The sequence below is a fragment of the Microcoleus sp. F10-B2 genome (assembly GCF_036704965.1).
In the GTDB taxonomy this organism is placed as follows: Bacteria; Cyanobacteriota; Cyanobacteriia; order Cyanobacteriales; family Microcoleaceae; genus Microcoleus.
In genome coordinates, this window is record NZ_JAUBTB010000019.1 from 37,304 (window position 1) to 63,854 (window position 26,551).

At 47.9% G+C, this 26,551-nt stretch carries 16 protein-coding genes; 10 read left to right on the forward strand and 6 right to left on the reverse strand.

The features are described 5' to 3' along the window. The first annotated feature begins 295 nt into the window (after positions 1-295). The 5 genes from QUA99_RS09955 (at position 296) to QUA99_RS09975 (ending at position 3,502) form a co-directional block, all read left to right on the forward strand. Complete coding sequence (locus tag QUA99_RS09955; protein WP_333236008.1) at positions 296-670, forward strand: photosystem I reaction center subunit IV; 375 nt, start codon at positions 296-298, stop codon at positions 668-670. A 2-nt stretch (positions 671-672) separates the two neighbouring features. Further along, positions 673-1,635 carry a DNA-formamidopyrimidine glycosylase gene (locus QUA99_RS09960; protein ID WP_333236009.1) on the forward strand — a complete coding sequence of 321 codons (963 nt, stop codon included), beginning with the start codon at positions 673-675 and terminating at the stop codon, positions 1,633-1,635. 266 nt (positions 1,636-1,901) lie between these two features. Beyond that, complete coding sequence (locus QUA99_RS09965; RefSeq protein WP_015178120.1) at positions 1,902-2,117, forward strand: NAD(P)H-quinone oxidoreductase subunit O; 216 nt, start codon at positions 1,902-1,904, stop codon at positions 2,115-2,117. Positions 2,118-2,240: 123 nt separating this feature from the next. Beyond that, a complete protein-coding gene (gene mdh / locus QUA99_RS09970; RefSeq protein WP_333236010.1) occupies positions 2,241-3,194 on the forward strand; it encodes a malate dehydrogenase in 954 nt (317 codons plus the stop codon). Positions 3,195-3,292: 98 nt separating this feature from the next. After that, positions 3,293-3,502, forward strand: coding sequence for a hypothetical protein (locus QUA99_RS09975; RefSeq protein WP_333236011.1), 210 nt, complete (start codon positions 3,293-3,295; stop codon positions 3,500-3,502). A 385-nt stretch (positions 3,503-3,887) separates the two neighbouring features. Here QUA99_RS09975 and QUA99_RS09980 read toward each other — a convergent pair whose 3' ends face one another. Further along, positions 3,888-4,049 (reverse strand): hypothetical protein, encoded by a 162-nt coding sequence (locus tag QUA99_RS09980; RefSeq protein ID WP_333236012.1) that lies wholly within the window; start codon positions 4,047-4,049, stop codon positions 3,888-3,890. A gap of 514 nt (positions 4,050-4,563) precedes the next feature. Beyond that, positions 4,564-4,761 (reverse strand): hypothetical protein, encoded by a 198-nt coding sequence (locus tag QUA99_RS09985; protein WP_333236013.1) that lies wholly within the window; start codon positions 4,759-4,761, stop codon positions 4,564-4,566. Between QUA99_RS09985 and QUA99_RS09990 the strand changes: the two genes are divergently transcribed. Then, positions 4,753-9,312, forward strand: coding sequence for a PAS domain S-box protein (locus tag QUA99_RS09990; RefSeq protein ID WP_333236015.1), 4,560 nt, complete (start codon positions 4,753-4,755; stop codon positions 9,310-9,312). The genes QUA99_RS09985 and QUA99_RS09990 overlap by 9 nt on opposite strands. 34 nt (positions 9,313-9,346) lie before the next feature. Here the strand turns inward: QUA99_RS09990 and QUA99_RS09995 are convergent, their stop codons facing one another. Next, positions 9,347-13,324, reverse strand: a complete 3,978-nt coding sequence (locus QUA99_RS09995) for an EAL domain-containing protein (protein ID WP_333236016.1) — start codon at positions 13,322-13,324, stop codon at positions 9,347-9,349. 424 nt (positions 13,325-13,748) lie between these two features. Here QUA99_RS09995 and acnB point away from each other — a divergent pair, with 424 nt between their 5' ends. The 4 genes from acnB (at position 13,749) to QUA99_RS10015 (ending at position 17,759) form a co-directional block, all read left to right on the forward strand. Continuing rightward, complete coding sequence (gene acnB / locus QUA99_RS10000) at positions 13,749-16,364, forward strand: bifunctional aconitate hydratase 2/2-methylisocitrate dehydratase (RefSeq protein ID WP_333236017.1); 2,616 nt, start codon at positions 13,749-13,751, stop codon at positions 16,362-16,364. Positions 16,365-16,433: 69 nt separating this feature from the next. Further along, the gene (locus tag QUA99_RS10005; protein ID WP_333343245.1) at positions 16,434-16,847 is read left to right on the forward strand and encodes a hypothetical protein; all 414 of its coding nucleotides are present in this window, start codon (positions 16,434-16,436) and stop codon (positions 16,845-16,847) included. 35 nt (positions 16,848-16,882) lie between these two features. Next, entirely contained in the window at positions 16,883-17,296 is a 414-nt protein-coding gene (locus QUA99_RS10010) for a nucleic acid-binding protein (RefSeq protein ID WP_333236019.1), read from the forward strand. 82 nt (positions 17,297-17,378) lie between these two features. Next, positions 17,379-17,759, forward strand: a complete 381-nt coding sequence (locus tag QUA99_RS10015) for a cupin domain-containing protein (RefSeq protein ID WP_445242896.1) — start codon at positions 17,379-17,381, stop codon at positions 17,757-17,759. 468 nt (positions 17,760-18,227) lie between these two features. Here QUA99_RS10015 and QUA99_RS10020 read toward each other — a convergent pair whose 3' ends face one another. From QUA99_RS10020 to QUA99_RS10030, 3 genes are all read right to left on the reverse strand, one after another. Next, a complete protein-coding gene (locus QUA99_RS10020) occupies positions 18,228-18,890 on the reverse strand; it encodes a pentapeptide repeat-containing protein (RefSeq protein ID WP_333236020.1) in 663 nt (220 codons plus the stop codon). A gap of 160 nt (positions 18,891-19,050) precedes the next feature. After that, a complete protein-coding gene (locus QUA99_RS10025; protein WP_333236021.1) occupies positions 19,051-20,700 on the reverse strand; it encodes an ABC transporter substrate-binding protein in 1,650 nt (549 codons plus the stop codon). Positions 20,701-21,004: 304 nt separating this feature from the next. Further along, positions 21,005-25,840 (reverse strand): PAS domain S-box protein, encoded by a 4,836-nt coding sequence (locus QUA99_RS10030; RefSeq protein WP_333236022.1) that lies wholly within the window; start codon positions 25,838-25,840, stop codon positions 21,005-21,007. Positions 25,841-26,551: the final 711 nt, after the last annotated feature.

Genomic DNA, 26,551 nt, shown 5'->3' on the forward strand with positions numbered 1-26,551 from the left:
TTTTGCGTCCAGGACTATCCTATTTAATGCACATCGTGCTCCGGCTCGCTATCCTATTTGTAAAGTTTTTTATAGATCCGATAGAACTGCTTTTGTTTGATGGATAATGTGAGTTTATTTATTTTTGGTCAGGAGAGATCGCTTTACCAAAGTATTTACTTTTCTTTACAAAAATCCGACCAAAAAACGGCGCATGAAGCAAAAATTCCCTTGCAGACTTTAAATGCGCCGCGCGATCGACTAGAGTAAAAAAAATGGCTTTATCCGTTTATTCATCGCAAAGGAAACAAAGCTCATGGTTCAACGCGGTTCTACAGTCCGGATTCTCCGCAAAGAATCCTACTGGTATCAAGAAGTGGGCACCGTTGCTACGGTAGACCAAAGCGGCATTAAATACCCAGTTATTGTTCGCTTTGACAAAGTAAATTATGCCGGCGTCAACACCAACAACTTCGCCCAAAGCGAATTAGTGGAAGTATCCGCCCCCAAAGCGAAAGCAAAATCAACCGCAGCTCCAGGCGGCAAGCAAACCACGATCGAGGAAAAAACCCGGAAAACCGGCAGCGGAGGAGCCCCCCAGCAGCCGAAAACTTCAACCGACAGCAAACCGGGTGCCGAAACTCCGGGCAGCGTCGAAGGTGCGCCAAATCAAGGAACAGAACAGCGCTAATTGTGCCAGAACTGCCAGAAGTTGAAACTATTTGCCGGGGTTTGAATCAAGCAACCCTCGATCGAGAAATGTTGGGCGGGGACGTGTTGTTAAACAGCTCAATCGCCCGCTCAATCTCTGCGACCGATTTTTTGACAAAAGTCAAAGGAAAGTCGATCGAACGCTGGTACAGACGCGGCAAATACCTCCTGGCAGAACTATCTCAATTGCCAGAAGGAGAAAGAGAGAGGGGGAGAGAGGGAGAGGGGGAGAGTGGGAGAGTGGGAGAATTTCTTGCCCAAACTCCAATCTCTTCCCGAACGCCTTCTTTCTACCCCTCCCTTTTGCCTTCAAAAGCTGGCTGGTTGGGCGTTCACCTGCGGATGACCGGGCAACTGCTGTGGGTGAACAGATCCGAACCCCTGCAAAAACACGCGCGAGTGCGGCTGTTTTTTGAAGGAAACCAAGAACTGCGGTTTGTAGACCAGCGCACCTTCGGGCAAATGTGGTACGTGCCTGCAGAAACCGAGGTTTCCAGCACTGTCACCGGTCTGAAACTTTTAGGGCCGGAACCGTTTTCAGACGAGTTTACAACAGAATATTTGGCCCGCAAGCTCCACCGGCGGGCGCGACCTATTAAAACAGCTTTGCTAGACCAGTCACTGGTAGCGGGTTTGGGCAATATCTACGCAGACGAAACTTTGTTTTTGTCGGGAGTCCTGCCGACAACTCTCTGTGCGGATTTGACAGCAGCGCAAATTGGGCGCATTCATACAGCTATTATTCAAGTTTTACAGAAGGCGATCGCATCCGGCGGCACCACTTTTAGCAATTTTCTCAACGTCCAAGGTGTCAACGGCAACTACGGCGGCGTCGCTTGGGTGTACAATCGCGCCGGTCAACCCTGCCGCACTTGCTCCGCAACCATCGAACGTATAAAATTAGCAGGGCGATCGACTCATTTTTGCCCCGCGTGTCAGCAATAAGCAGAAGGAAGAAGGAAGAAGGAAGAAGGAAGAAGGAAGAAGGAAGAAGGAAGAAGGAAGAAGGAAGAACTGATATCTTGTACCCTTGTCAATAAGGCTGTCAGGGGCGGGGGGTACCCAGCCCACAAGAATATTGAACTATTGTGGAACAGGTCGGAAATTCTGTTAAGCGAGAATGGTGCCAGATGCCAGAAGAAAGAAGAAGTCCTTTCCAGGCAAATCTAGATTAAAATTTGTATAGTTTTTTAAACTAAACAAAGCAAGTTATGGCAATCAAGAAAGGCAGTATAGTTCGCGCTGTACGCGAAAAATTGGAAAACAGTCTAGAAGCCAAAGCCAGCGACCAGCGCTTTTCCTCGTATATATTTGAAACAAAGGGCGAAGTGATGGATGTTCGCGGCGACTATGCCTTCGTCAAATTTGGCAAAGTTCCCACCCCGAATATTTGGCTGCGGGTAGACCAACTCGAAGATTTTAAGTAACTCACCAAAACTAAACATCACTGTTCTTAATGTAGCGAAGGGTGCACACCGCGCACCTTTCCTCAATTAAGCTGATTGCTAAAATCTAAAATCTAAAATCTAAAATCTAAAATCTAAAATCGAATGAATTCTCCATCAACCCGCGTCTCAATTATTGGTGCCGGCAAAGTTGGCAGCACCTTAGCCCAGCGAATTGCCGAGAAAAATCTGGCAGATGTAGTATTGCTAGATATTGTGGAGGGTTGGCCGCAGGGCGTTGCTTTGGATTTGATGGAAGCAAGGGGAGTGGAACGCCACGATCGCCAAATTGTCGGTACAAATGATTATACAGATACGGCCAACTCAAATATCATAGTAATTGCCGCCGGAGTGCCGCGCAAACCCGGTATCAATCGGGAAGATTTAATTAAAATCAATGCTCGAATTGTCACCGAAGCCTCAAAACAGGCGATCGAGCATTCTCCAGAAGCAATCTTAATCGCAGTCACAAATCCCCTAGATATCATGACTTATTTAGCGTGGGAAGCTGCGGATTTGCCAAAACACCGAGTCATGGGTATGGGGGGAATTGTCGATTCCGCCCGCTTTCAAACTTTTATTGCAATGGAATTGGGCGTTTCAATTGCTGAAGTCAATGCAACAGTCATCGGTTCTCACGGCGATTTGATGGTTCCTTTGCCCCGCTATTCCACTGTCAACGGTATTCCCATCGGTCAACTTATGGATGCTGGGACGATCGATCGACTCGTACAGCGGACTCGCCACGGCGGCGCAGAAATAGTCGGATTGATGAAGACTGGCAGTGCTTATTTTGCACCGGCATCTTCTGCCTGCTTGATGGTAGAATCAATTTTACTCAATCAGTCGCGACTCTTGCCTTGCTCAGTTTATTTGCACGGCGAATACGGCGTGCAAGATATATTTTTGGGACTTCCCTGCCGCTTGGGATATCAGGGAGTCGAACAGGTAGTGGAACTCGAACTCAGCGATACCGAAAGAGCAGCCTTTATCGAATCGGGCAAATTGGTTGCCCAAAATATTGAGGAAGCCAGGGCGATACTGAAAAGTGCTTCTTAAGCTTGTAGCAGTTCGCCATCGCAGCAGCCGATCGCTCGCCGCTTCAATATTATAATTTATACTGAGTATGACACGAGTATGACAGTGCGATCGCTCTCTTGAAAGTACCCTTCTCAGACCTCAATCGCGCTTTGATAAATATCATTAATAATGCTTGTTATGGTGTATTTAAAAAACATAAAAATTGGCAGAAAGGAACCGAGCGGTCAACAGAAGATTTTACTCTCAAAAACTCGGTAAAAATGCAAAAATTGGCAAAAGCATTTGAACTTGGTTTCCCCGAAAACGGCATGAGAATTCCTCTATAAATTAAATCAAAAATCTTCCCTGCTTGTTTTACTACTAAACAAAAGCAGAAGCAGTCGGTTTTGGCTTATCTCTCACTCGCGATATTATTGCCGAACAACACGGTGGCACTTTAAAGGTAGAAAGCAAAAGGCGAGTTGATACGGAATTGATCGTTATTTTGCCCAAAATTTAATCATCGCGATCGCCATTTCTATTTCTCAAGCTTGAAATACCTTGACTTTAATCAAAAATGTGATACCGTAAACCTTGGTATTATCTAAAAATTTCTACACTTCTCAAAAAATGTAAAAATCGGGCAAAAAGTGTTCGTCAAGCGAGGCTACCCCGAACGCGGGTGCGTTCGCAAAGTGTAGGGAATCGCCCTTGAGTTGAGCTAATTTAACCCTAACCTGCAACTACCTCAACTTTGGGAGCATCTCCTATTTGTAAAAACACTTCTCCTGGCTCCTTCCTTCTTCCTCTTTCCTCCTGCCTCGCAGCCTCGGGCCGTTCTGCCTCAAAACTGAGAGTTCTAGCTTGGCTGCTTTCATTGAGATGCTCCCTCAACTTTTTAACCTAAAACTAACCTTTGCTTCAGTGGATTTTAATAAGTTTGCACAATCAAACCGATAGCATAAAACAATTAAAATGCAACCAAACATATCTCAAAGATCGGATTGCCCGAAAGGGTGTATTAAAAGGAACTTAGGACAGAGAAATCGAGAATTAGCGACAACTATAGAAAAGGAACTCGCCTCTATTTCAAAAAAAATTAATAGAGGGATTGCAACAGGATATTCAAGCGCAAAACCAAGGAAACCTTCGATAGAGTTTGGGGTAATAATAAAAAGGTGATCGTTGGCACCAAAGCAAAGGCAAGCGAAAAAAATGTCAAAATTAGTGATAATGCTCCCGCCATCCCGTCATGAAACGCGGTTTCTGGTTTCCACTTTCGGAGCTTCCCTGACTTAATTACGTTAAGAAACCCAGTTTACGTGTAAGTTTTGTTAACATAATTCTCAATTATTGACAATTTATGCAGTAGCAAATTACGCCAGTTTTTTCAGTAAATATACGGAAGTTAACAGGCTCGATCGACCTCCCAATCTAGAAAAAATACGGAAATGCAGCTTGAGTAGCTGCTAAGTGCTAGCAGAAGGAGGAGAATTTGTCCTTTGCCCTTTTGATTTACCCGGCTCAACTTGTCGATCGCGATTGAGATGCCATCAACCTCGATACCAAACCGCAAAATCACGAAAGAAAGAGCATTATGTTTCATAAATACCTGTATCAAGAAGTAACAAACCTGCGCGAGAAACTAGCTCACCTAGAAAGAGAAACGCAATCTCAAACCTGGTTCAAAAAGCTGCAAGCGCTGATGGGAGTTATTGGCAAAATTCGCGAATCCCTAGACTTAGAAACAATATTTAAAATCACAGCCACCGAAGTTCGGCAACTCCTAAATGCCGATCGAGTCGCCATCTACCGCTTTCTTCCCGAATCCGAATCGAACGAGGGCGAAGTAGTCTCCGAAGAGGTACTTCCCCTATACACCCCATCTTTGGGAATCAGAGTTCGCGACTACTGCTTCGACCAACAATTTGCAGCCAACTATGCCAAAGGATACGTTCAAGCTGTCAGCGACATCTACAAAACCCGGTTGAACCCGTCCCACCTCAAAATCCTCAAGCGATTTCAAATCCGAGCAAACTTAGTCGTACCCCTACTGCAAGGGCAAAATTTGTGGGGATTGCTGTGCATTCACCAGTGCGGCAGTCCCCGCAATTGGCAAGAAGACGAAATCGAATTTGCCAGACAAGTAGGCGACCATTTAGCAGTTGCCATCTATCAAGCCGAACTGCACTTGCAAACCCAGAGGCAATTAGCAGAAATCCAAGCCGTGCAGCAGAAACTCCGCGACAGCGAGAAAAAATATCACCAAATTCTCGATTCGATCGCCGATCTAGTATTAGTCAAAGGCCCTCAATCAAAAATCGTGTGGGCGAATAAAGCATTTCGCGATTATTACGGCATGACTCAAGAGGAACTTCAAGGAATCACAGACGCACCTTTGAGCAATCCCGACCATACTCTCGAGTACATTAAAGATGACGCCTTCGTATTTGAGACCGGACAGACTCTAGAAATTTCAGAAGAACCCATCGCGCGGCACGATCGAGAAGTGCGACTGTTCAGTACAGTCAAAACACCCATCCGCAACGAAGACGATCGCATCACAATGACAATCGCTGTCTGCCGGGACATGACGGAACGCAAACAAGCAGAAGAAGCCATCAAAGCCAGCGAAACCAAATACCGCAGGCTGGTAGAAACCTCCCAAGACATGATTTGGTCGGTCGATGCGATCGGGCGCTACACCTTCGTCAACCCAGCAGTTAAGTACATCTACGGTTACGAACCAGAAGAAATGCTCGGTCGGCCGTTCTCCGACTTTGTGACACCAGAACAAAGCCAAAAAGATTTAGAAGTTTTCGCCCGCCTGTTTGCCGGAGAATCTATTTTCCAGTACGAAACCGCCCAAATCGCCAAAGACGGTAGCATGAAACATTTAATGTTCAACGCGATCGCCCTGTACGACGAAACCGGAAACTTCCTCGGCACCACCGGTACAGCCACCGACATTACCGATCGCAAGCGCGCAGAAGCCGCATTGCAACACGCAAACGCCGAACTAGAGCGCAGAGTAGAAGCGCGCACGGCAGAACTGCGAGAGACTTTTGCCGCCCTCAGTGTCAGCGAAACCAGGTTTCGGACGATCGCAGCCACCATCCCCGGAGCTCTGTTCCAATTTTGCAGCAACCAGGGAGTGTGGAGAGTTGAGTACATGAGCGATCGCATCTTCGATATTACCGGCGTCACAGCAGCAGAAATAATGGGAGACTTAAATACATTCATTTCTCGCATCCACCCCGAAGACTTGGAAGCCCACCTCGCCTCCGTCAACGAAGCCGTAGAAAATCTCTCTCCCTGGCACTACGAAGGGCGAATAGTCAAGCCCGACGGCGAAATTCGCTGGTGGCAGGGCGACTCTATGCCCACCCGCAGCGAGAACGGCGAAATCGTATTTTGCGGCGTATTGTTCGACATTACCGATCGCAAAGTTGCCGAAACCGCCATCCGCAACAGCCAGCGGCAGCTACAAGAAGCCCAGGCACTCGCCCACGTCGGCAATTGGGAACTCGACGCAGCCACCGGAACCATCACTTGGTCAGAGGAACTCTTCCGCATCTTCGGACTCGAACCGGCCGCCTTTGCCCCCAACCTAGCCGAACAGGTCGCTCTGATCCATCCCGAAGATTTGGAATTGTGGCGGACTCAAATACAGCGGGGACTCGAAACGGGCATCCCCTTTGATTTTGACCTCCGCCTTTGCCGTCCCGACGGCACGCTGCGGCATCTCAACGCCTTGGGTCGCGCTGAAACCGATGCTAGTGGCAAAGTGCTAAAATTGTTCGGCACGGCGCTCGACATTACCGATCGCAAAGTCGCCGAAGCCGCCCTGCGGCAAGCAGCAGCCGAGTTAGAAGACAGAGTGAGCGATCGCACCGCCGAACTCTCCGAAGCAGTCGCCCAGTTAGAAAGAGAAATCGCCGATCGAAAAGAAGCCGAAGCAGCGCTACAAGTTTCCGAACAAAACCTGCGAACCATATTTAACAATGTCTACGATGCTATCTTCATTCACGATTTAGAAGGCAACATTCTCGATGTCAATAATCGAATGTTAGAAATGTACGGAGTCAGCCCCGAACAAGCAACAAAATTATCAATTAAAAACGACTATTCAAGCTGCGATAATCCCATTCAAAACCTGGAAGAACTTTGGGAAAAAGTATTAGCCGGCGAAACAGGTCGCGTGGAATGGAAAGCGAGGCGTCCCAACGACGGTTCAACTTTTGATGCAGAAGTTGCCCTGTCGAGAATTCATCTCAACGGCAATCTCAGCGTCATTGCCAACGTCCGAGATATTAGCGATCGCAAACAGGCAGAAGCAGAACTGCAACAGGCTCAACAGTTTATGGAATCAGTGCTCAAAACCATACCCGTAGGAGTATTTTGCAAAGAAGCACAAGAGTTGCGATTTGTACTGTGGAACCCAGTCGCCCAACAGTTGCTCGGTTTCAGTGCAGCAGAAGTTATGGGCAAAAAGGACTGCGACTTTTTCCCCAGAGAACAAGCCGACTTTTTCACCGCCAAAGACCGGCAAGCCCTCGCCAGCGGGCAAATTTTAGACATTCCCGAAGAACTGATTCAAACAAGAGAAGGCGATACTCGCATATTTCATACGAAGAAAACCGCAATTCTAGATCGAGAAGGCAATGCCCAATATTTATTAGCAATTACCGAAGACATTACTGAGCGCAAGCGGGGAGAAATTGCTTTGAGGCAATCGGAAGCCAGACTCAGACAGCAGGCAGATCGAGAAAAATTGCTCAATATTCTCACCGCTCAAATTCGCAATTCCCTCGACTTCGACAGCATCGTTACAGTCGCAGTTAAGGAAATTCGCGCTTTCATGCAGATCGATCGCTGCAACTTTAGCTGGTATCGCTGCGACGGAGACGCACCTTACTGGGAGACAATCAAAGAATCTCGCCTCCCCGAACTTCCCGATTTAACAGGTCGCTATCCAGCTTCCAACTTCGGTTCTCTTGGAGAAGAAATCTTGCACATGGAAATGCTGCGGGTCGATGATGTCGAAACAGTAGCAGATCCTCTTTGGAAACAAACCATTCGATCGCTCGGCTACCAATCTATATTAATCATCCCAATGCAGGCACTTTCCGGGGTAATGAGTGCAGTTAGCTGTTGCTCTTGCAGTTCTGTGCGGCCTTGGAGTGACAGCGAAGTAGAATTGTTGCAAGCGATTACAGTTCAATTGGCGATCGCCCTCAACCAAGCCGATCTTTACGCCCAAACTCGCAATAAAGCTCGCGAATTAGAGCAAACCTTGCAGCAATTAACCAGCGCTCAATCGCAGTTAATTCAAAACGAAAAAATGTCATCTCTCGGTCAACTCGTGGCAGGAGTCGCCCACGAAATTAACAATCCAGTTAATTTTATTTACGGCAATCTCAGCCACGCCAACGACTATGCTCAAGACTTGCTGCACCTGATCGAACTTTACCAAAACTACTATCCCGATCCTGTCCCGGAAATTGTAGAGGAAGTAGAAGCTATTGAACTGGACTTTCTGATGGATGACTTGCCGAAACTGCTTTCTTCAATGAAAGTCGGTGCAGACAGAATTCAACAAATTGTTGCTTCTCTCCGCACATTTTCCCGCATGGACGAAGCGGAAAAGAAAGCAGTCAACATCCACGACGGCATAGATAGCACCCTGATGATTTTGCAGCACCGGCTCAAAGCCAAACAAAATCATCCAGAAATTGAGGTGATTAAAGAATACGGCAAATTACCGTTAGTAGAATGTTATGCCGGACAGCTAAATCAAGTATTTATGAATATCTTGAGCAATGCTTTAGATGCTTTGGAAGAGAGAGACGCGCGACTTTCTGCCGACCAACTGCGGAAAAATCCCAGCCTGATTCGTATCTGCACTGAAATGCCAAAACCCGATCGGGTGCTGGTTCGGATTGCTGACAACGGCCCGGGAATGACAGAGACTGTCTGCAATCGACTTTTTGACCCATTTTTTACCACTAAACCTGTGGGAAAAGGCACTGGGATGGGCTTGTCAATTAGTTATCAAATTGTTACAGACAGACACAACGGCTCGCTCAAATGCACTTCTTCGCCGGGACATGGTGCAGAATTTGCGATCGAGATTCCACTCAAAGCTAATGGGTAATGACTAATTGGTAATTGGGAAAGCTCGCATCCCCCTAGCTAGCATCCCCCGAGGCCAAGCGGGACGGGATTGCTGGTATTTCACCGGACTTGAGATTAGCGAGATTTATCAGAATTTCAGTGATCCCCAAACTGTCTAAAGGTTTAGAAAACCAATATCCCTGAGCTAATTCGCAGCCGAGTTCTCGAAGCTGTGCTAACTGTTCGGCGGTCTCAACACCTTCGGCGATCGCATTCAACCCCAAATTGTGAGCCAAAGTTACGATCGCCCGCACAATCTGCAAAGGCTGACCCCCGCCTTCACCGTTTTCGACAGCCCCCAAGCGGCTCACAAAAGATCGATCGATCTTCAGCGTATCCAGCGGAAAGCGGTGCAAGTAACTCAAAGACGAATAGCCAGTACCGAAATCGTCGATCGACAACCGAATATTTCTACCTTTTAATTGGGCTAGCACAATATTGGCTTTCTTGACATTTTCCACGATCGCGCTTTCAGTTATCTCCAACTTTAAACAACTCGGCTCGCAGCCAGTTTCTGCCAAAATTTCATCTATCTGTTCGATAAAATTCTGTTGACCGAGCTGTTTGGCCGAAAGATTGACGCTCATTGTTAATTCCGAAGGAGCGATAATTGGTAATTGAAACTTGGGAATTGGTAACGAGCCATCCGTAATTTGTAATTTGTAATTTGTCGTCGAAAATTGGGAATTAGAGTCAGTTAAAAAGTCTCTGACTTCCTCTTTCTTACTTGTTTCTCCTTCCTGGTTCCTGATATCAGTTAAACTCCCTACACTGCTGGTTGCCGAACTTCCTGCTTCCTGGTGCCTGATATCAGTTAAATCCCGTACACTGCTCGTTGCCGAACTTCCTTTAACATCCGTTAACAGTTCTTGCCAACAGCGCAATTGGCGGCAAGCTTGCCGCAGCACCCAGGCTCCCAGAGGCACGATCAAACCTGTTTCTTCAGCTACAGGAATAAAAGTAGACGGCGGCACTAGACCCCGAACCGGGTGCTGCCAGCGCACCAAAGCCTCAAAACCCTCGATCGCACCGCTGGCGATCGAAATAATCGGTTGATAGTGCACCATAAAGTGCGAACCTTCATCTTTGCTCTTCCCTAATTCCTCCTTGCCACAAATAGCCAACCGCAAGTCAGTTTCTAACTGCAACAGCGACATAGTTTGGTCGTGCATCGCCAAATTAAACACCTCGTGGCGCGCCTTGCCCAAAGCTTTAGCGCGGTACATAGCAATGTCAGCATCGCGTAGGAATTCTTCCGGGTGAGTGTACAGATTCGATTTGCCGCTTTCGGCTGCTGGGACTTCGCCTCGACTGAACACAATCCCAATGCTAGCGGTAGTAAATACTTCGTGCCCTTCGATATGAAACGGCTTCGTCAGTTCTTTTTGTATCTTGTTAGCTGCTAGGGTGGCGTCGCTAAGGCTCTGAATGTGGTCTAGCAGGATGGTGAATTCGTCTCCCCCCAGCCTGGCCACGGTATCAGAAGCCCGCACGCAGCTTAGCAGTCGGTGCGCGAGGGCGACTAGCAGTTTGTCTCCTAAAACGTGTCCTAAAGAATCGTTAACTACTTTGAAGCGGTCTAAATCTAGGAAAAGTAAACCAAATTTATAATTAGGGGACTGTTTGGATCGGCGGATAGCTTGTCCTAGCCTGTCGATGAACAAAACCCGGTTGGGCAAACCCGTCAGCGCGTCGTGAAAAGCGCCGTGCAGCAGTTCCCGTTCTACTCGCTTGCGCTCGGTGACATCTCTGATAATAATCTGGGCGGCGACCGAGCCTTGATAAGTAGCGGGGATGCCGGCGACTTCAACGTCTATTATTTGTCCGTCGATCCGCATCAGTTTTTGTTCGGCAAGCTCGATCGGCATATTTTCTTCCTCTACTTGCCGGATTCGCTCTTTGGCTATTTCCACATAGTTTTGATGCACAAAATTCAAGACAGGAAAGCCGATTATCTCGGCCGGCGAGCTAGCGCCGAGAAGTTTAGCACCAGCAGCATTGATATATGCGATTTTCCCTTGACTGTGAACGGCGATCGCTTCGGGAGACAGCTCTACCAAACGGCGGTAGCGTTCTTCACTTTCTTGAAGAGATACTATCAACTCAGAGCGCTCTTGTTCGGCTTGCTGTCGTTCTACTTCCCTTTGGTGATCTGCGAGAAATCTACCTATGCTTTGAGCCATCAATTCTATTATTTCTATTGCCTGAGATTCAAACTCTTTTTTCCTTTCCTCTGGAGCCGAAAAACTCAAGGTTCCGTAGATTTTATTGTCAATAAATATCGGTGTTCCTATGTAAGATTTTATCGGCCATTTTTTATAGGCTGGATGTTCGCCGTTATCTAAAGTCCCTCCTATGTGAGAACAAGCGATTGTTTTCTTTAATTTAATCACTGAGCCGCAGTAAGTATCGCTAAGATTTAATTCTAATCCTCGTGTAAAATCTTCTAAATCTGTTCTTACGGAGCGAATAATCAGACATTCCTCTTCAAGTTGAGCGATGAGACCAATAGAAAGTCCAAAAATTAAACAGCCAGCTTTTAGATAATCGTCAACCAGTTCTTCAAAATTTTGATAGTGATAAGTTGTAATCCGGTGCAGGTGTTTGAGATTGGCACTAAAATTTGCTAAAGCTTGAGACTTTAAAAATAATTCTTCTTCCGCTCGCTGGCGGTCGGTAATGTCGGTTTGAACGCCAATAAAGTGAGTTAAGTGTCGGCGCGAGTTGTAAACAGGAGCAATAGAAAGTTCGTTCCAAAAAGGAGAGCGGTCTTTCCGAAAATTTCGCAATATAACTTGAGCTTCTCGCCCTTCTTCAATAGCAGTTCGCAGCTTTTTTACACTGGCAGAGTTCGTGCCGCTGCCCTGTAAAAATCGGCAATTTTTACCGATTAATTCATCTCTTCTGTAACCCGTGATCCGCTCAAAACTGGGATTGACATAAATAATCGGATTGTCGGCAAGCGTCGCATCGGTAATTACAATGCCGTTGCTGCTGCTTTCGATCGCCCTTTCCATCGTTTGCAAGCGTTCCGAAGCTCCGATCCGCTCGATCGCCGCAGCTAACAGGTTGGCGATCGCCTCCATAAAATAAACGTCATCTTGGTTAAAAACTCGCTCGCCCTTGGTGTGAACCCCCAAAACCCCCCAGACAGGAGATTGAGCAGTGTTCGTTGATTCTGCTAGTCCCCAGTTCCTTTTCCCCTGTTCCTTATTGCCAGGAATGATGACGGTGACACCGCTGACGGCGAGGTGGTTGTGCAGCAGCGGCAACTCGCTAAACCGCGTTTCCACCCGCAAATCTTTGACGATCACCGGTTCGTTAACTAACAATGTATAACCTGCTTGAGAGCGGGCCGAAGCGGTGACAGTGGCGCTACCTACCAGGCCAGGCCCCCAGCCGACACCCGCTCGCAACTCCAAAGCATGACCTGATGGCAACAGTTCCAACAACTGACAAAAATCGGCATCCAAGGTTTGGGCAATTAAAACTGCTGCTTTGTCCATCAGTGCCGACAAATCTGTTTCAGAGATCGCCTCATGCCCCAAGTAAGCGACGGCTGCTTGCTGACGGGCCCGCAAGTGGATTGACCCGAGCAATTCCTGCTCTAGCGCTGCGACTCTCTTGCGCTCGCTAATGTCGCAGAACACCGACAGAACAACTTTTTCCGAGTGCAATGTTAGATACCGCATTGATACAGTTGCCCAAAACAGCGTGCCGTCAGTTGTTTTGAGGCGGACTTCGGCTTCGCGGACGTGTCCTTCAACAGCGAGTATGTCGAGCAATTCCTGGCGCTCTGCCGGATCGCTGTAGAGTGTTTCGGCTTTTTTGCGTTCGAGGGACTCGGATGCTGTCAGTCCGAAGGCAATACCGCATAAATCGTTATAATAAAGAATGGTGCCATCAGCCAAACTGCTGATGACCAGTGGCACCGGCATTGCGTCGGCGATCGTCAGAAATATTTCTTTAGTTTGTTGCAGTGCTTCCTGCATTCCTGTCTTGAAGCCACAGCCATGACAGTCTTGAGGGATAAAATTGTCAAATTTGTGATTGATCCATTGCGATAATCTATTTTGCACAGAATCGGACTCCTGTAACTCCGCAGCGGAGAAGTATGAATTGGTCGGTGATCGCTGGCGATTGCAGATGCAGAGGACGATCGACACTTAAATCCCTGCACAAGATCAATCTTAACTAGAAGAATGCCACAGAGCGACCCTAAACTGCGAGGCTCCAGCCTTACAGGTCTGGATGTCCGAGCACATCTATCTTTGGTATGGAAATCTACTGTTTCTTAAGTTGCGTTAAGTTTTGATTAGAGCTGCTTACTGTCCCAGATGTCGGCGCAAGCCCCTAATCTGAAAGGTAAACTAATCTGCAAACAATTACCGAACGCTATCCGAGGAGAGACGACAAATGCTTGAGTCTTACCGCCAAAAGGCTGCTGAAAGAGCGGCCTTGGGAATTCCACCGCTGCCATTAGATGCTCAGCAAACGTCTGAACTTTGCGAACTGCTGAAAAATCCGCCACCGGGAGAAGAGGAAACCTTAGTAGAATTATTGCGCGATCGCGTTCCCCCAGGCGTAGACAGCGCAGCCTACGTCAAAGCAGGTTTTTTAACCGGTGTTGCCAAAGGCGAAATCCACACTCCCCTAATTACCCCGAAATGGGCTGTTTACCTGCTGGGGACAATGATGGGCGGCTACAACGTCCAATCTCTAATCGATTTACTCAATCCTACTGCCGAAATCGCCATTCCCGCCACCGCCGCCCGGGCACTGAGCAAAACCCTGTTAGTATTCGACGCTTTCCACGACGTTCTAGCGTTGTCTGATACCAATCCCTATGCCAAACAGGTAGTAGATTCTTGGGCCGATGCGGAATGGTTTACCGGTCGTCCTGTGTTGCCAGAAGCGATTACCGTTACTGTATTCAAAGTTCCCGGAGAAACCAATACCGACGACTTGTCGCCCGCGCCGCACGCTACCACGCGGCCGGACATTCCGCTGCACGCTTTGGCGATGCTGGAAAGTAAGATGCCTGGGGCTTTGCAAACCGTTGCAGAATTGAAGCAAAAAGGCCATCCCGTAGCCTACGTCGGCGATGTTGTCGGTACCGGTTCGTCGCGGAAATCGGCGATTAATTCCGTGCTGTGGCACATTGGCAACGATATTCCGTTTGTGCCTAACAAGCGCAGCGGCGGTTATATTTTAGGAAGTGCGATCGCCCCGATTTTCTTCAATACCGCTGAAGATTCCGGCGCTTTGCCGATCGAATGCGATGTCTCCAAAATGGCAACAGGAATGGTAATTACCATCCATCCCTACAAAGGCGAAATCACCAACGAAGCCGGAGAAATCATCTCCACCTTCACCCTCAAACCCGACACAATTCTAGACGAAGTTCGCGCAGGCGGCCGAATTCCGCTATTAATTGGACGCACTTTAACCGACAAAACTCGCGCAGCTTTAGGACTAGAACCCAGCACTATTTTTACCCGTCCCACAATCCCAGTAGATACGGGCAAAGGCTTCACTTTAGCACAAAAAATGGTAGGCAAAGCTTGCGGTTTGTCCGGCGTTCGTCCCGGTACATCTTGCGAACCAGCCATGACAACAGTCGGATCGCAAGATACCACCGGGCCGATGACTCGGGACGAATTGAAAGAACTTGCTTGTTTGGGATTTAGCGCCGATTTGGTAATTCAAAGTTTCTGCCACACTGCCGCTTATCCGAAGCCAGTTGATGTCAAAACTCACCATGAATTGCCCGATTTCATGTCACAGCGGGGCGGCATAGCTTTGCGTCCGGGAGACGGCATTATTCACTCTTGGCTCAACAGAATGTTATTGCCGGATACAGTGGGAACCGGCGGCGATTCTCACACTCGTTTTCCGTTGGGAATTTCCTTTCCTGCGGGGTCGGGATTGGTGGCATTTGCTGCTGCTTTGGGCGTCATGCCTTTGGATATGCCGGAATCGGTATTAGTGCGGTTTAAAGGTGAATTGCAGCCCGGAGTAACGCTCAGGGATGTGGTGAATGCAATTCCCTATGTGGCGATTCAAAAAGGTTTGCTAACCGTCGAGAAACAGAACAAGAAAAATATCTTTTCTGGGCGGATTATGGAGATTGAAGGTTTGCCGAATTTGAAGGTCGAGCAGGCTTTTGAATTGACCGATGCGACGGCCGAGCGTTCTTGCGCCGGATGCACGATTAAATTGAGCGTGGAGACTGTTTCCGAGTACATTCGTTCCAATGTCGCGCTGCTGAAAAACATGGTGGCGCGGGGCTATCAAGATGCGCGGACGATGATGCGCCGGGTGGCGAAGATGGAGGAATGGCTGGCTAATCCGGTGTTGCTGGAGGCGGATGCTGATGCGGAGTACGTTGAAATCATCGAAATCGATTTGAACGAGATTAAAGAGCCGATTGTGGCTGCTCCCAACGACCCGGATAATGTTAAGTTGTTGAGTGAGGTTGCGGGCGATCGGGTAGACGAAGTATTCGTCGGTTCCTGCATGACAAATATCGGTCACTACCGCGCCACTGCCAAGGTGTTGGAAGGTGCTGGGGAAGTGAAAACCCGCCTGTGGATTTGTCCGCCAACTCGCATGGACGAACAGCAACTCAAAGAAGAAGGTTATTACAGCATTTTTGGAGCCGCTGGAGCGCGTACAGAAATGCCAGGTTGCAGTCTTTGCATGGGCAATCAAGCGCGGGTTAAAGATGCGACAACCGTGTTTTCAACTTCCACTCGCAACTTTAACAACCGCATGGGCAAAGATGCTCAAGTTTATCTCGGTTCAGCGGAATTGGCGGCAGTTTGTTCGCTGTTAGGTCGCATTCCTACACTCCAAGAATACAATGACATTGTGTCGAAGAGAATCGATCCTTTCGCTGCTGATTTGTATCGGTATTTGAATTTCGATCTAATTGCTGGTTTTGAGGATGAAGGGCGAGTGATTGCTTTGGAAGATATGCCTCGAATTGAGGATATTTTGGGGATTCCCGATGGTGTGTTGAGCAAGTAAGTAAAAGGCGGGCAATTGCCCGCCTTTTGTTTATAATATGAGTAAATGATAGAAAGAAAACAAGTAATTATGTCCGAACAAATTTTAAGCAGTGAAAGCCGAGCGACAGTAAAATCCGCGCCTGAAACTCCTATAGTTGAAGACCAAGAAAGCGATCGCCCGTTAAGCCAGCCGATCGCGGAATTCCTCCGCGTAATTCAGCAAACTCCCAGAGAATATTGGCAGAATTTACTTCAGATGATGCGCTTATTTCTGGAAACGGTGACAGTAAAGCCCGTATTGTCCGAGCCTCCCCAGACATCTGAGAAAATAGACATTACTAAACTGTCGCTGGAGGAACGGATACAAAGAAATCAAGGTGCAATTGAATTATTGCGATCGTGGCGAGAAGAGGATGACGAACAAGAGCAAAAAGAAACTGCGGAATATCTAGAACAAGTGATCGATGAAGATCCGATGTCTAATCGACCCTTGTTTCAATGAGCAGAATAATTTTTTGGGATTCTGGCCCATTAGGAATGGTAACAAACCCTCAAGCCAAACCTCCTTATTTGGAATGCCAACTTTGGCTAGACTCCTTACTACAAAATGGCGAAATGGTAATCCTGCCTGAAATTGCTGACTATGAGGTGCGGCGAGAATTGATTCGAGCGGGAAAAGAGAGAGGTATCAGAAAACTTGACCTATTCAAGAATGTCCTTACATACCGTCCTTTGACTACAGAGGTAATGCTTCTAGCGGCTCAGTTGTGGGCTGACGCGAGAATGAGAGGAAGACCAACCGCAGACCCCAATGCACTTGACGGGGATGTGATTTTGGCGGCTCAAGCAATTTTGGAGGCAAATGAAGGGCATGAGGTGATAATTGCTACAACAAATGTGGGGCATTTATCCCAATTTATTGATGCTCGCGAATGGCGGCTAATTGAGTAATGTTTAATGCGATCGCACTTACCTTCTGATATACTTTATAAATACAGATATTTTTACAGACACCGTTGGCGAGATAAACAGGATGGTGGAAACAGTGGACACAATCGAAAAAATGGACGATCGCACGCAAACCCGGTTTTGGGGTAAAGTTACAGTTATAGACGCGGGCGATCGTTACAAGATCAATCGCATTGAAGTCAAACCCGGGCACCACATCAGCACCCAAATGCACTATCACCGCAGCGAGCACTGGGTTGTCGTCTCCGGTACTGCTAAAGTTATCTGCGACGACAAAGAGACGATTCTCATGCAGAAACAGTCAACCTACGTTCCCATGAATACTGCTCACCGCGTAGAAAATCCAGGCGTTATTCCCCTGGTGATGATTGAAATCCAAAATGGCGAATACCTCGGCGATGATGACATTATCCGCTTCGCCCAAGATGCTCGCGAGGAAGATTGATCCGACATCACATCATAATTATGAAGCAATCGCAGGTGCCAGCGAAAAGCTTCACACACCGAACAATGACAATCAAGCATCGAGGATACAAGCCCCCGGATTCATCCGTCCAGAAATCAAAAACCTGTATCCGATGAAACTTTCCCCCCCGAATTTATCCGTCGGGTCAATTCTAAAATCTGGCGTTGCTGATTTAGGGTATGAAAGGCTAAATATGCAAGTCATAGAAACCAGTATTCACAAAACTTTGGGATTTTCAATTGATTTTTTTCATACCCTGATTAAGCAACGCCTAAAATCTAAAATCTAAAATCTAAAATCTAAAATCGATTGACCCACACAGCGACCGAAAACGAGATAAATCTTACAATTAAATAAAACTGTAGGGGCAATTTCAGAATTGCCCCTACATTCTATTATATTAAGCTTGTTAAGCACCAGAATTTGATATAACAATTGGCGATCGTCCTACGGCAAAGAAGCGTTTTTCAAATCTACATTTGCCATATTGGCATTCTTTAAATTAGCACCGGTCAAGTCCGAACCGTTCAAATTAGCACCGTTCAAATTAGCATCGGTCAAATTTGCATCCCGCAAGTTGACTCCCTGTACGTCTATTCCCGACAGAATGCCACCTCTGAGGCTGACATTAGCTAAATTCGCTACAGACTGGCGAGCATTTCTCAGGTTAGCACCCCCCAAATCGGCACTTTCTAAATTAGCGCCGATTAAATTAGCGCTGGTGAGGTTGGTATTTTTCAAACTGGCAATCACTAAACCCGCCAGACTCAGATTAGCGCGGCTCAAATCAGCACCCTCCAAATTGGCACCGTGCAATTTAGCCCCAATTAAACTCGCACCTTGCAAATTAGCTTGTTTCAGATTTGCTTCGTTCAATTTGGCTTCGTTCAAATTTGCACCGTTCAAATTTGCACCCCGCAGATTCGCACCGCTCAAATCTACTCCGCTCAGATTCATACCAGCAAGTTGCGCTCCTGTCAAGTCACATTTGCTACATTTTTTAGTTTCTAATAGTTGCTTGACTTGTGATACGTTTTCTGCGTTTACTCCCGAGGCACAGCCGAGCGCAATCAGCAGGCCTGTTGTTGTTGTTAAAATGCCAAATTTCATATACTTACCCTCAGCAATATCTGTCTTTAATAATATCCCACATTTTTTGAGAGGGTTGGGTGATGGGTCTCTTTGATAAACTGTGACAATCATCACCCTGTTGCGTACAAAATATGCAATAATAATTGACGTTTCAACTCCGGCAAATAATTGTAAAGAATTATTGCTTTTTCAGGAACCAAAAAGGAAAAGATTGCGTCGGTTCTAAACGGACGCCGGTAATATTTTTCTGAGCAAAGGTGTAGTCCTTATCCTGCCAAAGAGGGACGAAAGGTACATCTTGACCCAGTATATCTTGAATTTCGGCAAACAGGGCTTTGCGGGTTTGAGGGTTTGCTTCTTTTCGTTGCTTGTCGATCAGTTGATTTACCCGATCGCTATAATAAAACGAACCCTGACCTTGACTGGCGCCCTTTTCACAGCCCCCGGCGGCCGAACCCGTGGCACAATCCAAAAACGGCTGAATATAATTGTCGGCGTCGAAAAAGTCGGCATACCAATCAACTAAAACCGCAGGATAAATCCCCTTCTCTATATTTTGAAACAAAGTCGGAGATTCAACGCTGTTAATTTCTACCTGCATTATCCCGTCCATTTTGAGTTTAGCTTGCGCCTCGATCGTACTGGCGACTAAAGCTCGTTTTGTAGAAGCTGAAGGATACCAAATTTGCAGGACAAAAGGATTTGCGGCTGAGAATCCCGCTTTCGTTAAAAGTTCCTTAGCCTTTACAGTGTTGGCATCGCCGTACAGTTCTTTAAAAATCGGTTTTTGAACGTCGAAGGTTGTGGGAATCAGACTGTAAAGCGGTTGTGCTTGTCCGCGCAGTACGCGATCGTTAATCAGCGGGCGATCCATCGCTGCGGCGATCGCCTGTCTCACTTCTAACTTGTCCAGCGGTTTAGACTTAGTATTCAGCGTCATGTAACTAACCGTACTGCTTTCCCCCGCGATTTCTTGCCATTTCCCTTGTTTTGCTCCCTCGCCCAAGCTTTGAACTTGGTCTGCATCCATAGACAAATAAGCAACATCGACTGCACCAGTCTGAAAACTATTGAACAAATTTGAGGGACTAGAAAGCAGCAAAAGGTCAATTCCTTGATTAACTGGTTTTTCTCCCCAATACTTGTCAAACACGTCAAACTTGAGAGAATCGCTGCCGTACTTCGCCAACTTGTAGCGTCCCGTTCCCACAAACGTATCGGGTTTAAATTTACCCTCTCCAATCTCGTAAGCTTTTGGAGAAACTGCACAACTACCGGCAAATGTCAGCAGGGAAGGAAAAGCAGCAAAAGGCTTTTTGAGTTGAAAAGTTAATTCGTATTCGCCCGTCGCTTTCACAGATTCTACGGCATCGCTCAACAAGAAAGCCGGACGACCGCCATTTTTGATAAACCGCTGCAAGGAAAACTCCATTGCTGCGGCGTTAAACGGTGTGTCGTCGTGAAAAATAACGCCTTGACGCAAGGGGATTGTATATGTCAATCCGTCTTGGCTAACTTTTGGAAGTGCTGTCGCTAAGTGGGGAATTAACTCAGTAGTTCCCGACTTGTAAGTGTAGAGAGTATCGCCCAAATTTTGCAGCAGTTGCCCTGAGATAATTTCGTAAGCGTCCGCAGGGTCGATCGTCCGCAATTTCAAAGTTGTGCCAATAGTAATGCGGTTATTAGCATTTTCGCCGCTCGCATTCACCGATCGACGCGATCCCTGTCCGCAACTTGCAGTTAACAAGCAGCACAGAAAGAACAGAGCTATGGCTTTAATCACTGAAGGTTTTATATGTATTCTAGGCTGCTGCTTGTTAATTCCCATCGTCTTTTTTTGATACTCCAAATTATTGATTATATTATCAGGACTTACGCACTGTTAGACTAGAAACCGGATTTATTGATAGATTCTCCTGTAATATCATGTCCGAGCGATTGACCATAATATCCCGGCCGGGCGGGTTTTTGAGATTGGAGATTGTTGGCAGATATTGTTGAACCCGCCCCTACCTGATTTCGGTGGAAGCGAAGCGGAGGGAATCGACCGGACAGAAGATAATACAAATATCGCTCCTAACCACAGCAACTTAAAAGCTTGGTGATGTTCGATCGGTTGGAGATCCTTCGGCTCAATCTTTATCGCTTGCTGGGTCATGAGTGTTCTGGCTAAGAAGTGCAGCGATCGTCTTAATTAATTGATCCGGGTCGATCGGCTTTGCCAGATGTCGCTGAAATCCAGCTTGCAAAGCTTGCTTTTGATTAAACTCCCCCGCATAGGCAGTCAGGGCGATCGCGGGAATCAGCCCACCCCGTTCAGGCGGCAGGGCTCGCACTTGCCGCAACAGCATATAGCCATCCATCCCCGGCATTCCAATGTCGCTCAACAGCACATCTGGCTGGAACCTAGCCAGCGCTGTGAGGACTTCTCGAGCGACAGCAAGAGTCACTACCTCTGCACCTGCATCTTCTAGCAAAAAGGAAATCAAGTCTCGCATATCCGGCTCATCATCTACCACCAGTATCCGCATCCCGGATAACGGTTCATCCGCAGTCGATCGTTCCGAAAGTCCTGCAAGAGAGTTTTCTTGTCCCTTTACCTTCGGTGATAGGGGCAGACTTACGGTAAAGGTTGCCCCTAACCCTTCACCCTGGCTATCTGCCGCAACGGTACCGCCGTGCAGTTCCACTAGATGCCGCACGATCGCCAGCCCCAATCCCAAGCCGCCAAACTTGCGGGTTGTAGCGCCATCTTCTTGCCGAAAGTAGTCAAACACGTAGGGTAAAAACTCCCGTGCGATGCCAATCCCTGTATCCGCCACCCTAATTTGAGCGTGATTGCCTACACGAGTCAAATTCACCTCAACGCGCCCTCCGGCTGAGGTGAATTTGACCGCATTGGAAACAAGATTCCAGACAACCTGCTGCAAACGGCCCGAATCCCCCAAAATCAGTCCGATCTGAGCATCTAACACAGTCCGAATGTCAATGGATTTGGCAACAGCAGCCAAATTGACTGTTTCGATCGCCGATTCCACAGTTAAAGCTAAATCGACTGGACGAATATTCAGACTGAGCTTGCCTTGGAGAATTTTCGAGACATCAAGCAAATCTTCAATCAGTTCAGTTTGCAGCTTGGCGTTCCGTTCGATCGTCGCTAACGCCTGTGCAGTTTTGACCGCATCCAGCTTGCCAGTTTGCAGCAGCTTTGACCACCCCAGGATGGGATTGAGTGGCGATCGCAATTCATGGGATAGTACCGCTAAAAACTCATCCTTGATCCGATTTGCCTGTCTTAGCTGTTCCGCTTGCTGCTGGAGCGAATCGTTCAGGTTTGCCCGTTCCAGAGCGATCGCGATCTGGTCACAGATAGAGCCCAGCAGCTCGATTTCTGCAGGCGTGAAGTGCGTCCGAGTCAGACTGGCAAATGAGAGCGTTCCTAATAACTGCCCTTGAGCGATCAACGGTTGACCCGCGTAAGCCGTCATGCCCAGTTCACAGACGGCTTTAGCTTTCGGATGAGTGGAGAGTTCGGCTTGATTCAAGACAAGTTGCTGCTGCGTTTGGGCAACCAGTCCACAGAGATATTGCCCTAATTCGATCCAGGTGATCGCCTGCGCCCTTTCTTCAGAGATGCCATCATAGTTTCTCAAATGCAGCATCGGGCGGTTGTCTTTTTCTTCCAGCATGAAGTTGTAGTAAGAGTGCAGATCGAGTTGCACTGCAAGTTTGCGGAATAGCCCGTCCATCAAAGCCAGAGGCTGTTCTGTATTCAAGAGATCGCGGGTAGTTTCATACAGCAATTGCAGTCGCTCACTTGCTTGCCGTTGTGCGGTCTTGTCCTGCATGATTTTGACCAATCCCTGCGGACAATTGGCTTCGTTAAGCAAGGGCATCATCAATCCACTGGCCCAAAAACGATTCCCATCTTTGCGGACGTGCCAGCGTTCGTCTTCGGCCCGTCCTTGCAGTAGAGCTTTTTGCATCTCGTACTCGGCTTGTCCTTGTTCGTTATCTTCGGGTGTGAAGATCATCCGACTCGGGCAACCAATTGCTTCTGTCTCGGTATAGCCCAACAGCCGTTGGGCCCCTGAGTTCCAACTGGCAATGATGCCGTTAAGGTCGATGGTGAAGATGGCATAATCTTTGGCGCTTTCAAAGATCAGACGGAGGCGGGATTCACTCTCGCGCAGGGCTTCCTCAGCTTGTTTGTGGTCTTCAATATCAACACAGGAACCGATGTAGCCCAAGAACTGGTCTTCCAATCCGTACCGAGGAACACCTTCATCCATAATCCAACGGTATATGCCATCAAAGCGTTTCAAGCGATATTCCATCTTGAACGGTAGACGGGCATCAAAGGCAGTCACATACGTGTCTAAACACCGATCGAGGTCGTCGGGGTGGATTCCTTCTGTCCAACCATTGTCCCTTTCTTGCTCGATCGTCCGTCCCGTAAAGTTTAGCCACGGGAGGTTGAAGTAATAACAGAGTTTATCGGTGCGGGCCATCCAAATCAGCACAGGGGCAGCATCTGCCATCAGCCGGAACCGTGCCTCGCTCTCCCGCAGTGTGGCTTCGGCTTGTTTGCGATCGGTGATATCGTTGACCAGTGCTACAAACCCTTCAACTTTTCCCTGGCTGTTGAACCGGGGAACATAGGTCGCATTGACATAACGGGTTCCACCATCTTTGTAGGGAATTTGGGTTTCAAAGGTCACTTCCCGTCCTGCCAAGACTTGCTCAACATAAGGACGAATCCCTTCATAGGCAGTTTCGCCTAAAATCTCTTGGAGGTGCTTGCCATAGATTTGCGCTGCCGGATGTCCAAACCATTCTTCATATGCTCGATTGTTGAAGCGATAGCGCTGGTCTGAGTCTACAAAGGAAATCAAGGCAGGCACGGCATTGGTGACTAAACGAAGTTCTGCTTCTCGTTGTTCCAATACCTCCTCGGCCTGTTTGCGATCGGTAACATTTCGGAAATAAATCGTAATCCCGTTCGCTGCAGGGTAGGTGCGAACGTCGTACCACCGATCGTGATCCGGATAAAACGCCGTGACTGACAAAGCCACACGCTCGTTTGCCACGCGCCGATGAATCCGCTCAAACTCGCTGCCATCGAGTCCTGGGAATTCTTCCCAAAAATTCTTCCCAATCAGATCGCTTGCAGTGCGGTCTAGCAGAATTTCCGCTGACCGATTCACGTAAGTGAAACGCCAATTCTCATCAAGGGCAAAGAATCCATCATCAATGCTCTCGAGAATGTTCCGACTCTGCTCTTCGCTGTGACGCAACGCTGCTTCGGCTTGTTTGCGATCGCTGATGTCGATTAATACGCCCCGCGTCGAAATTATGACGCCATCAGCGTTATAGGCGCAATCGCCCTTTGCCAAAATCCAGCGAACGGTGCCATCTGCCCACAGCGTCCGATACTCTATTTCAGTATGCGGTTGATTCGCTTTTAGCTCAGCGATCGCGGTGTGAACGAACGGGCGATCGTCGTGATGCACCGCTTCTAAAAACACCTGCACCGACATTGCGGTATTGACGGGTAAACCAAACATCGCTTTGGCTATGTCCGTGCAAGTCAGCGTGTCTGTTTCCATATCCCAATACCACAAACCCAAATTCCCGCCTTCGGAAGCCAGCCGAAGCTGTTCTTCGCTCTCGCGCAACGCCTGGAACGATCGATCGCGATCCAACGCGATGCTGGCAACTTGGGTGCCGAACTCCGCGAGTTGATATTCCCAATCCGTCGGCCTCCGCGCCTCGCTAAAGCACAGCATCAGCGACCCCAGAGCTAGATTGTCCTGTCTGAGCACGGGCTGAGAATGACACGCTAGAATGCCGTGAGCAACGCATAAATTTCGCCATGCTTGCGACCAGCGATCGTCGTTGGCAATGTCGGCGCAGGTCACGGACTGACCTCTATACACTGCTTCACCGCAGGTTCCAATGCACAAATCGTTAATCGGAGCATCTTGGAGTCCTTCACCAAAAGACGGTAGAAAGTCTGGAGTAATGGATCTGTTAAACGTCAGCCGCTGAGCATCGGCTAGCAGGAAGCAGGCGCGGGTACCCGGGTTCAGCCTGGATACTGAGTCACACACGGCTGCCAGACAGTCGTCTAGCGGCTGCCCGAAGGCGATCGACTCCAGCAGTCGTTTTTGCTCGACCAGGAGGAGTTCCGCCTGTTTGCGATCGGTAATGTCAGCAAGCAAAACGGTCAGTCCACTGGGCGAAGGGTAAATTCGACAGTCATGCCAACGTTTCCAAGGCGAGTAGAGATAATCAAAGTGGAGCGGCGTTTGTGCGCGCATTGCCCGATGAAACTGCACGTAAGCATCGGTGTCAACTGTCGCCGGAAATAACTCCCAAATCTTCTGACCCAGAATCGCTGACTGCGGCATTCCAACCATTTCACAGTAGCGATCGTTGGCATAGGTGTAGCGCCAATCGCGATCGAGGATGTAAAACCCATCGTTGATGCTAGAAAGTACCGTTTCTAGCTGTTCTTTTGCCTCCGTCGCCGCAGCTTGTGCGGCTTCGCCCTGCGCGTTTTGTTCTACTTCCATTGCCTCTTGTAAATTTTGCAAGGCTGCTTTCGCGTTTTTTATAGCAGTGCGCCACGATAGATTGAGTGAAGCGATCAATCCTGCCGCGATCGAAAACATACCCAGCCGAACAATAGTCTCTACATTAACTATCTGTAACGAATAGAACGGCTCAATAAAAAAATAGTTGATTGCCAGCGTGGATAAAATTGTTGCCAGTAACCCTGCCCCGAAACTGCCATACCAGGAACTCACTATCACCGCGATGAAAAACAGCGGCGTCGTGGTTGGGTAGATCCACGGTAAAAGCGATTGGGTTAGCGTCAGTGCCAGTGCCACGGAGAGTGTCGCCACACCATAGGGAAGTAGTCGAATATCTCTGAAAATGCTGTTGATTCCCTCTAAACTCACCCTTTTTACTCCTTATCCGACGAAAAATATCTTGCTCGCTGTGCCTTACTGCATTCGCGAAGCGTTGCATCTGGCAAATTACCTAACTCATGCAGCAAGATGTAAATTTGCTTGAGTGGCAAGCGAGAAGTCGTAGCCTTTGCATTTTCCCAACGATTAATCGTGGGAAAGGTCATCCCTAATTCATCCGCCAAGTTTTGCTGATACAGGTTCACCGCTGGCCGCCGTTCTCCCACCAAATTACCGATCGCTGGTTGTTCCGCCCTCAGCCGTTCTATTTTGAGAAGCCTCAGAAGTAACAGGTATAAAGCTGTTTATATTTTACACCTTTGACAGCTCCCAGAGGTCAGTCATCACTGTCAAGATATATTTTATTTGTAGCGACTTGAAAATATAAACGCTTCACCTTAAAAACCAGTATCGTACCGGAGACGATTGGGCTGTTCTTAAAAGTCTCGGGGTTGTGCCTAAAAGCTCGATTGTCGATCGTGTTGTGGATGATTTTAAACACGGGACAGGCCTCTGTTTTCTCGATCGCAGACAGCTATCAGGGCTGAGATGACTTTGTGACGTAAGCTGTTGTGCATTTAAATTTTGTGTTGAGGGCGGTCTTTCGCGCTCACCCCACAAGAGTGATATTATGTCCGGTCGATTACCCCTAATACGGTAGGGAATCCCCTCACGAAAAATATCTGCCAACAATCTCCAATC

What these genes read in the sequence shown, in the direction of transcription:
- QUA99_RS09990 (WP_333236015.1), top strand. Translation starts at nt 4,753, where the DNA reads ATGTTTCATAAATACCTGTATCAAGAAGTAACAAACCTGCGCGAGAAA.
- acnB (WP_333236017.1), top strand. Translation starts at nt 13,749, where the DNA reads ATGCTTGAGTCTTACCGCCAAAAGGCTGCTGAAAGAGCGGCCTTGGGA.
- mdh (WP_333236010.1), top strand. Translation starts at nt 2,241, where the DNA reads ATGAATTCTCCATCAACCCGCGTCTCAATTATTGGTGCCGGCAAAGTT.
- QUA99_RS09965 (WP_015178120.1), top strand. Translation starts at nt 1,902, where the DNA reads ATGGCAATCAAGAAAGGCAGTATAGTTCGCGCTGTACGCGAAAAATTG.
- QUA99_RS10005 (WP_333343245.1), top strand. Translation starts at nt 16,434, where the DNA reads ATGTCCGAACAAATTTTAAGCAGTGAAAGCCGAGCGACAGTAAAATCC.
- QUA99_RS09955 (WP_333236008.1), top strand. Translation starts at nt 296, where the DNA reads ATGGTTCAACGCGGTTCTACAGTCCGGATTCTCCGCAAAGAATCCTAC.
- QUA99_RS10020 (WP_333236020.1), bottom strand. Translation starts at nt 18,890, where the DNA reads ATGAAATTTGGCATTTTAACAACAACAACAGGCCTGCTGATTGCGCTC.
- QUA99_RS09995 (WP_333236016.1), bottom strand. Translation starts at nt 13,324, where the DNA reads ATGCAGGAAGCACTGCAACAAACTAAAGAAATATTTCTGACGATCGCC.
- QUA99_RS10015 (WP_445242896.1), top strand. Translation starts at nt 17,379, where the DNA reads ATGGTGGAAACAGTGGACACAATCGAAAAAATGGACGATCGCACGCAA.
- QUA99_RS10010 (WP_333236019.1), top strand. Translation starts at nt 16,883, where the DNA reads ATGGTAACAAACCCTCAAGCCAAACCTCCTTATTTGGAATGCCAACTT.
- QUA99_RS10025 (WP_333236021.1), bottom strand. Translation starts at nt 20,700, where the DNA reads ATGGGAATTAACAAGCAGCAGCCTAGAATACATATAAAACCTTCAGTG.
- QUA99_RS09985 (WP_333236013.1), bottom strand. Translation starts at nt 4,761, where the DNA reads ATGAAACATAATGCTCTTTCTTTCGTGATTTTGCGGTTTGGTATCGAG.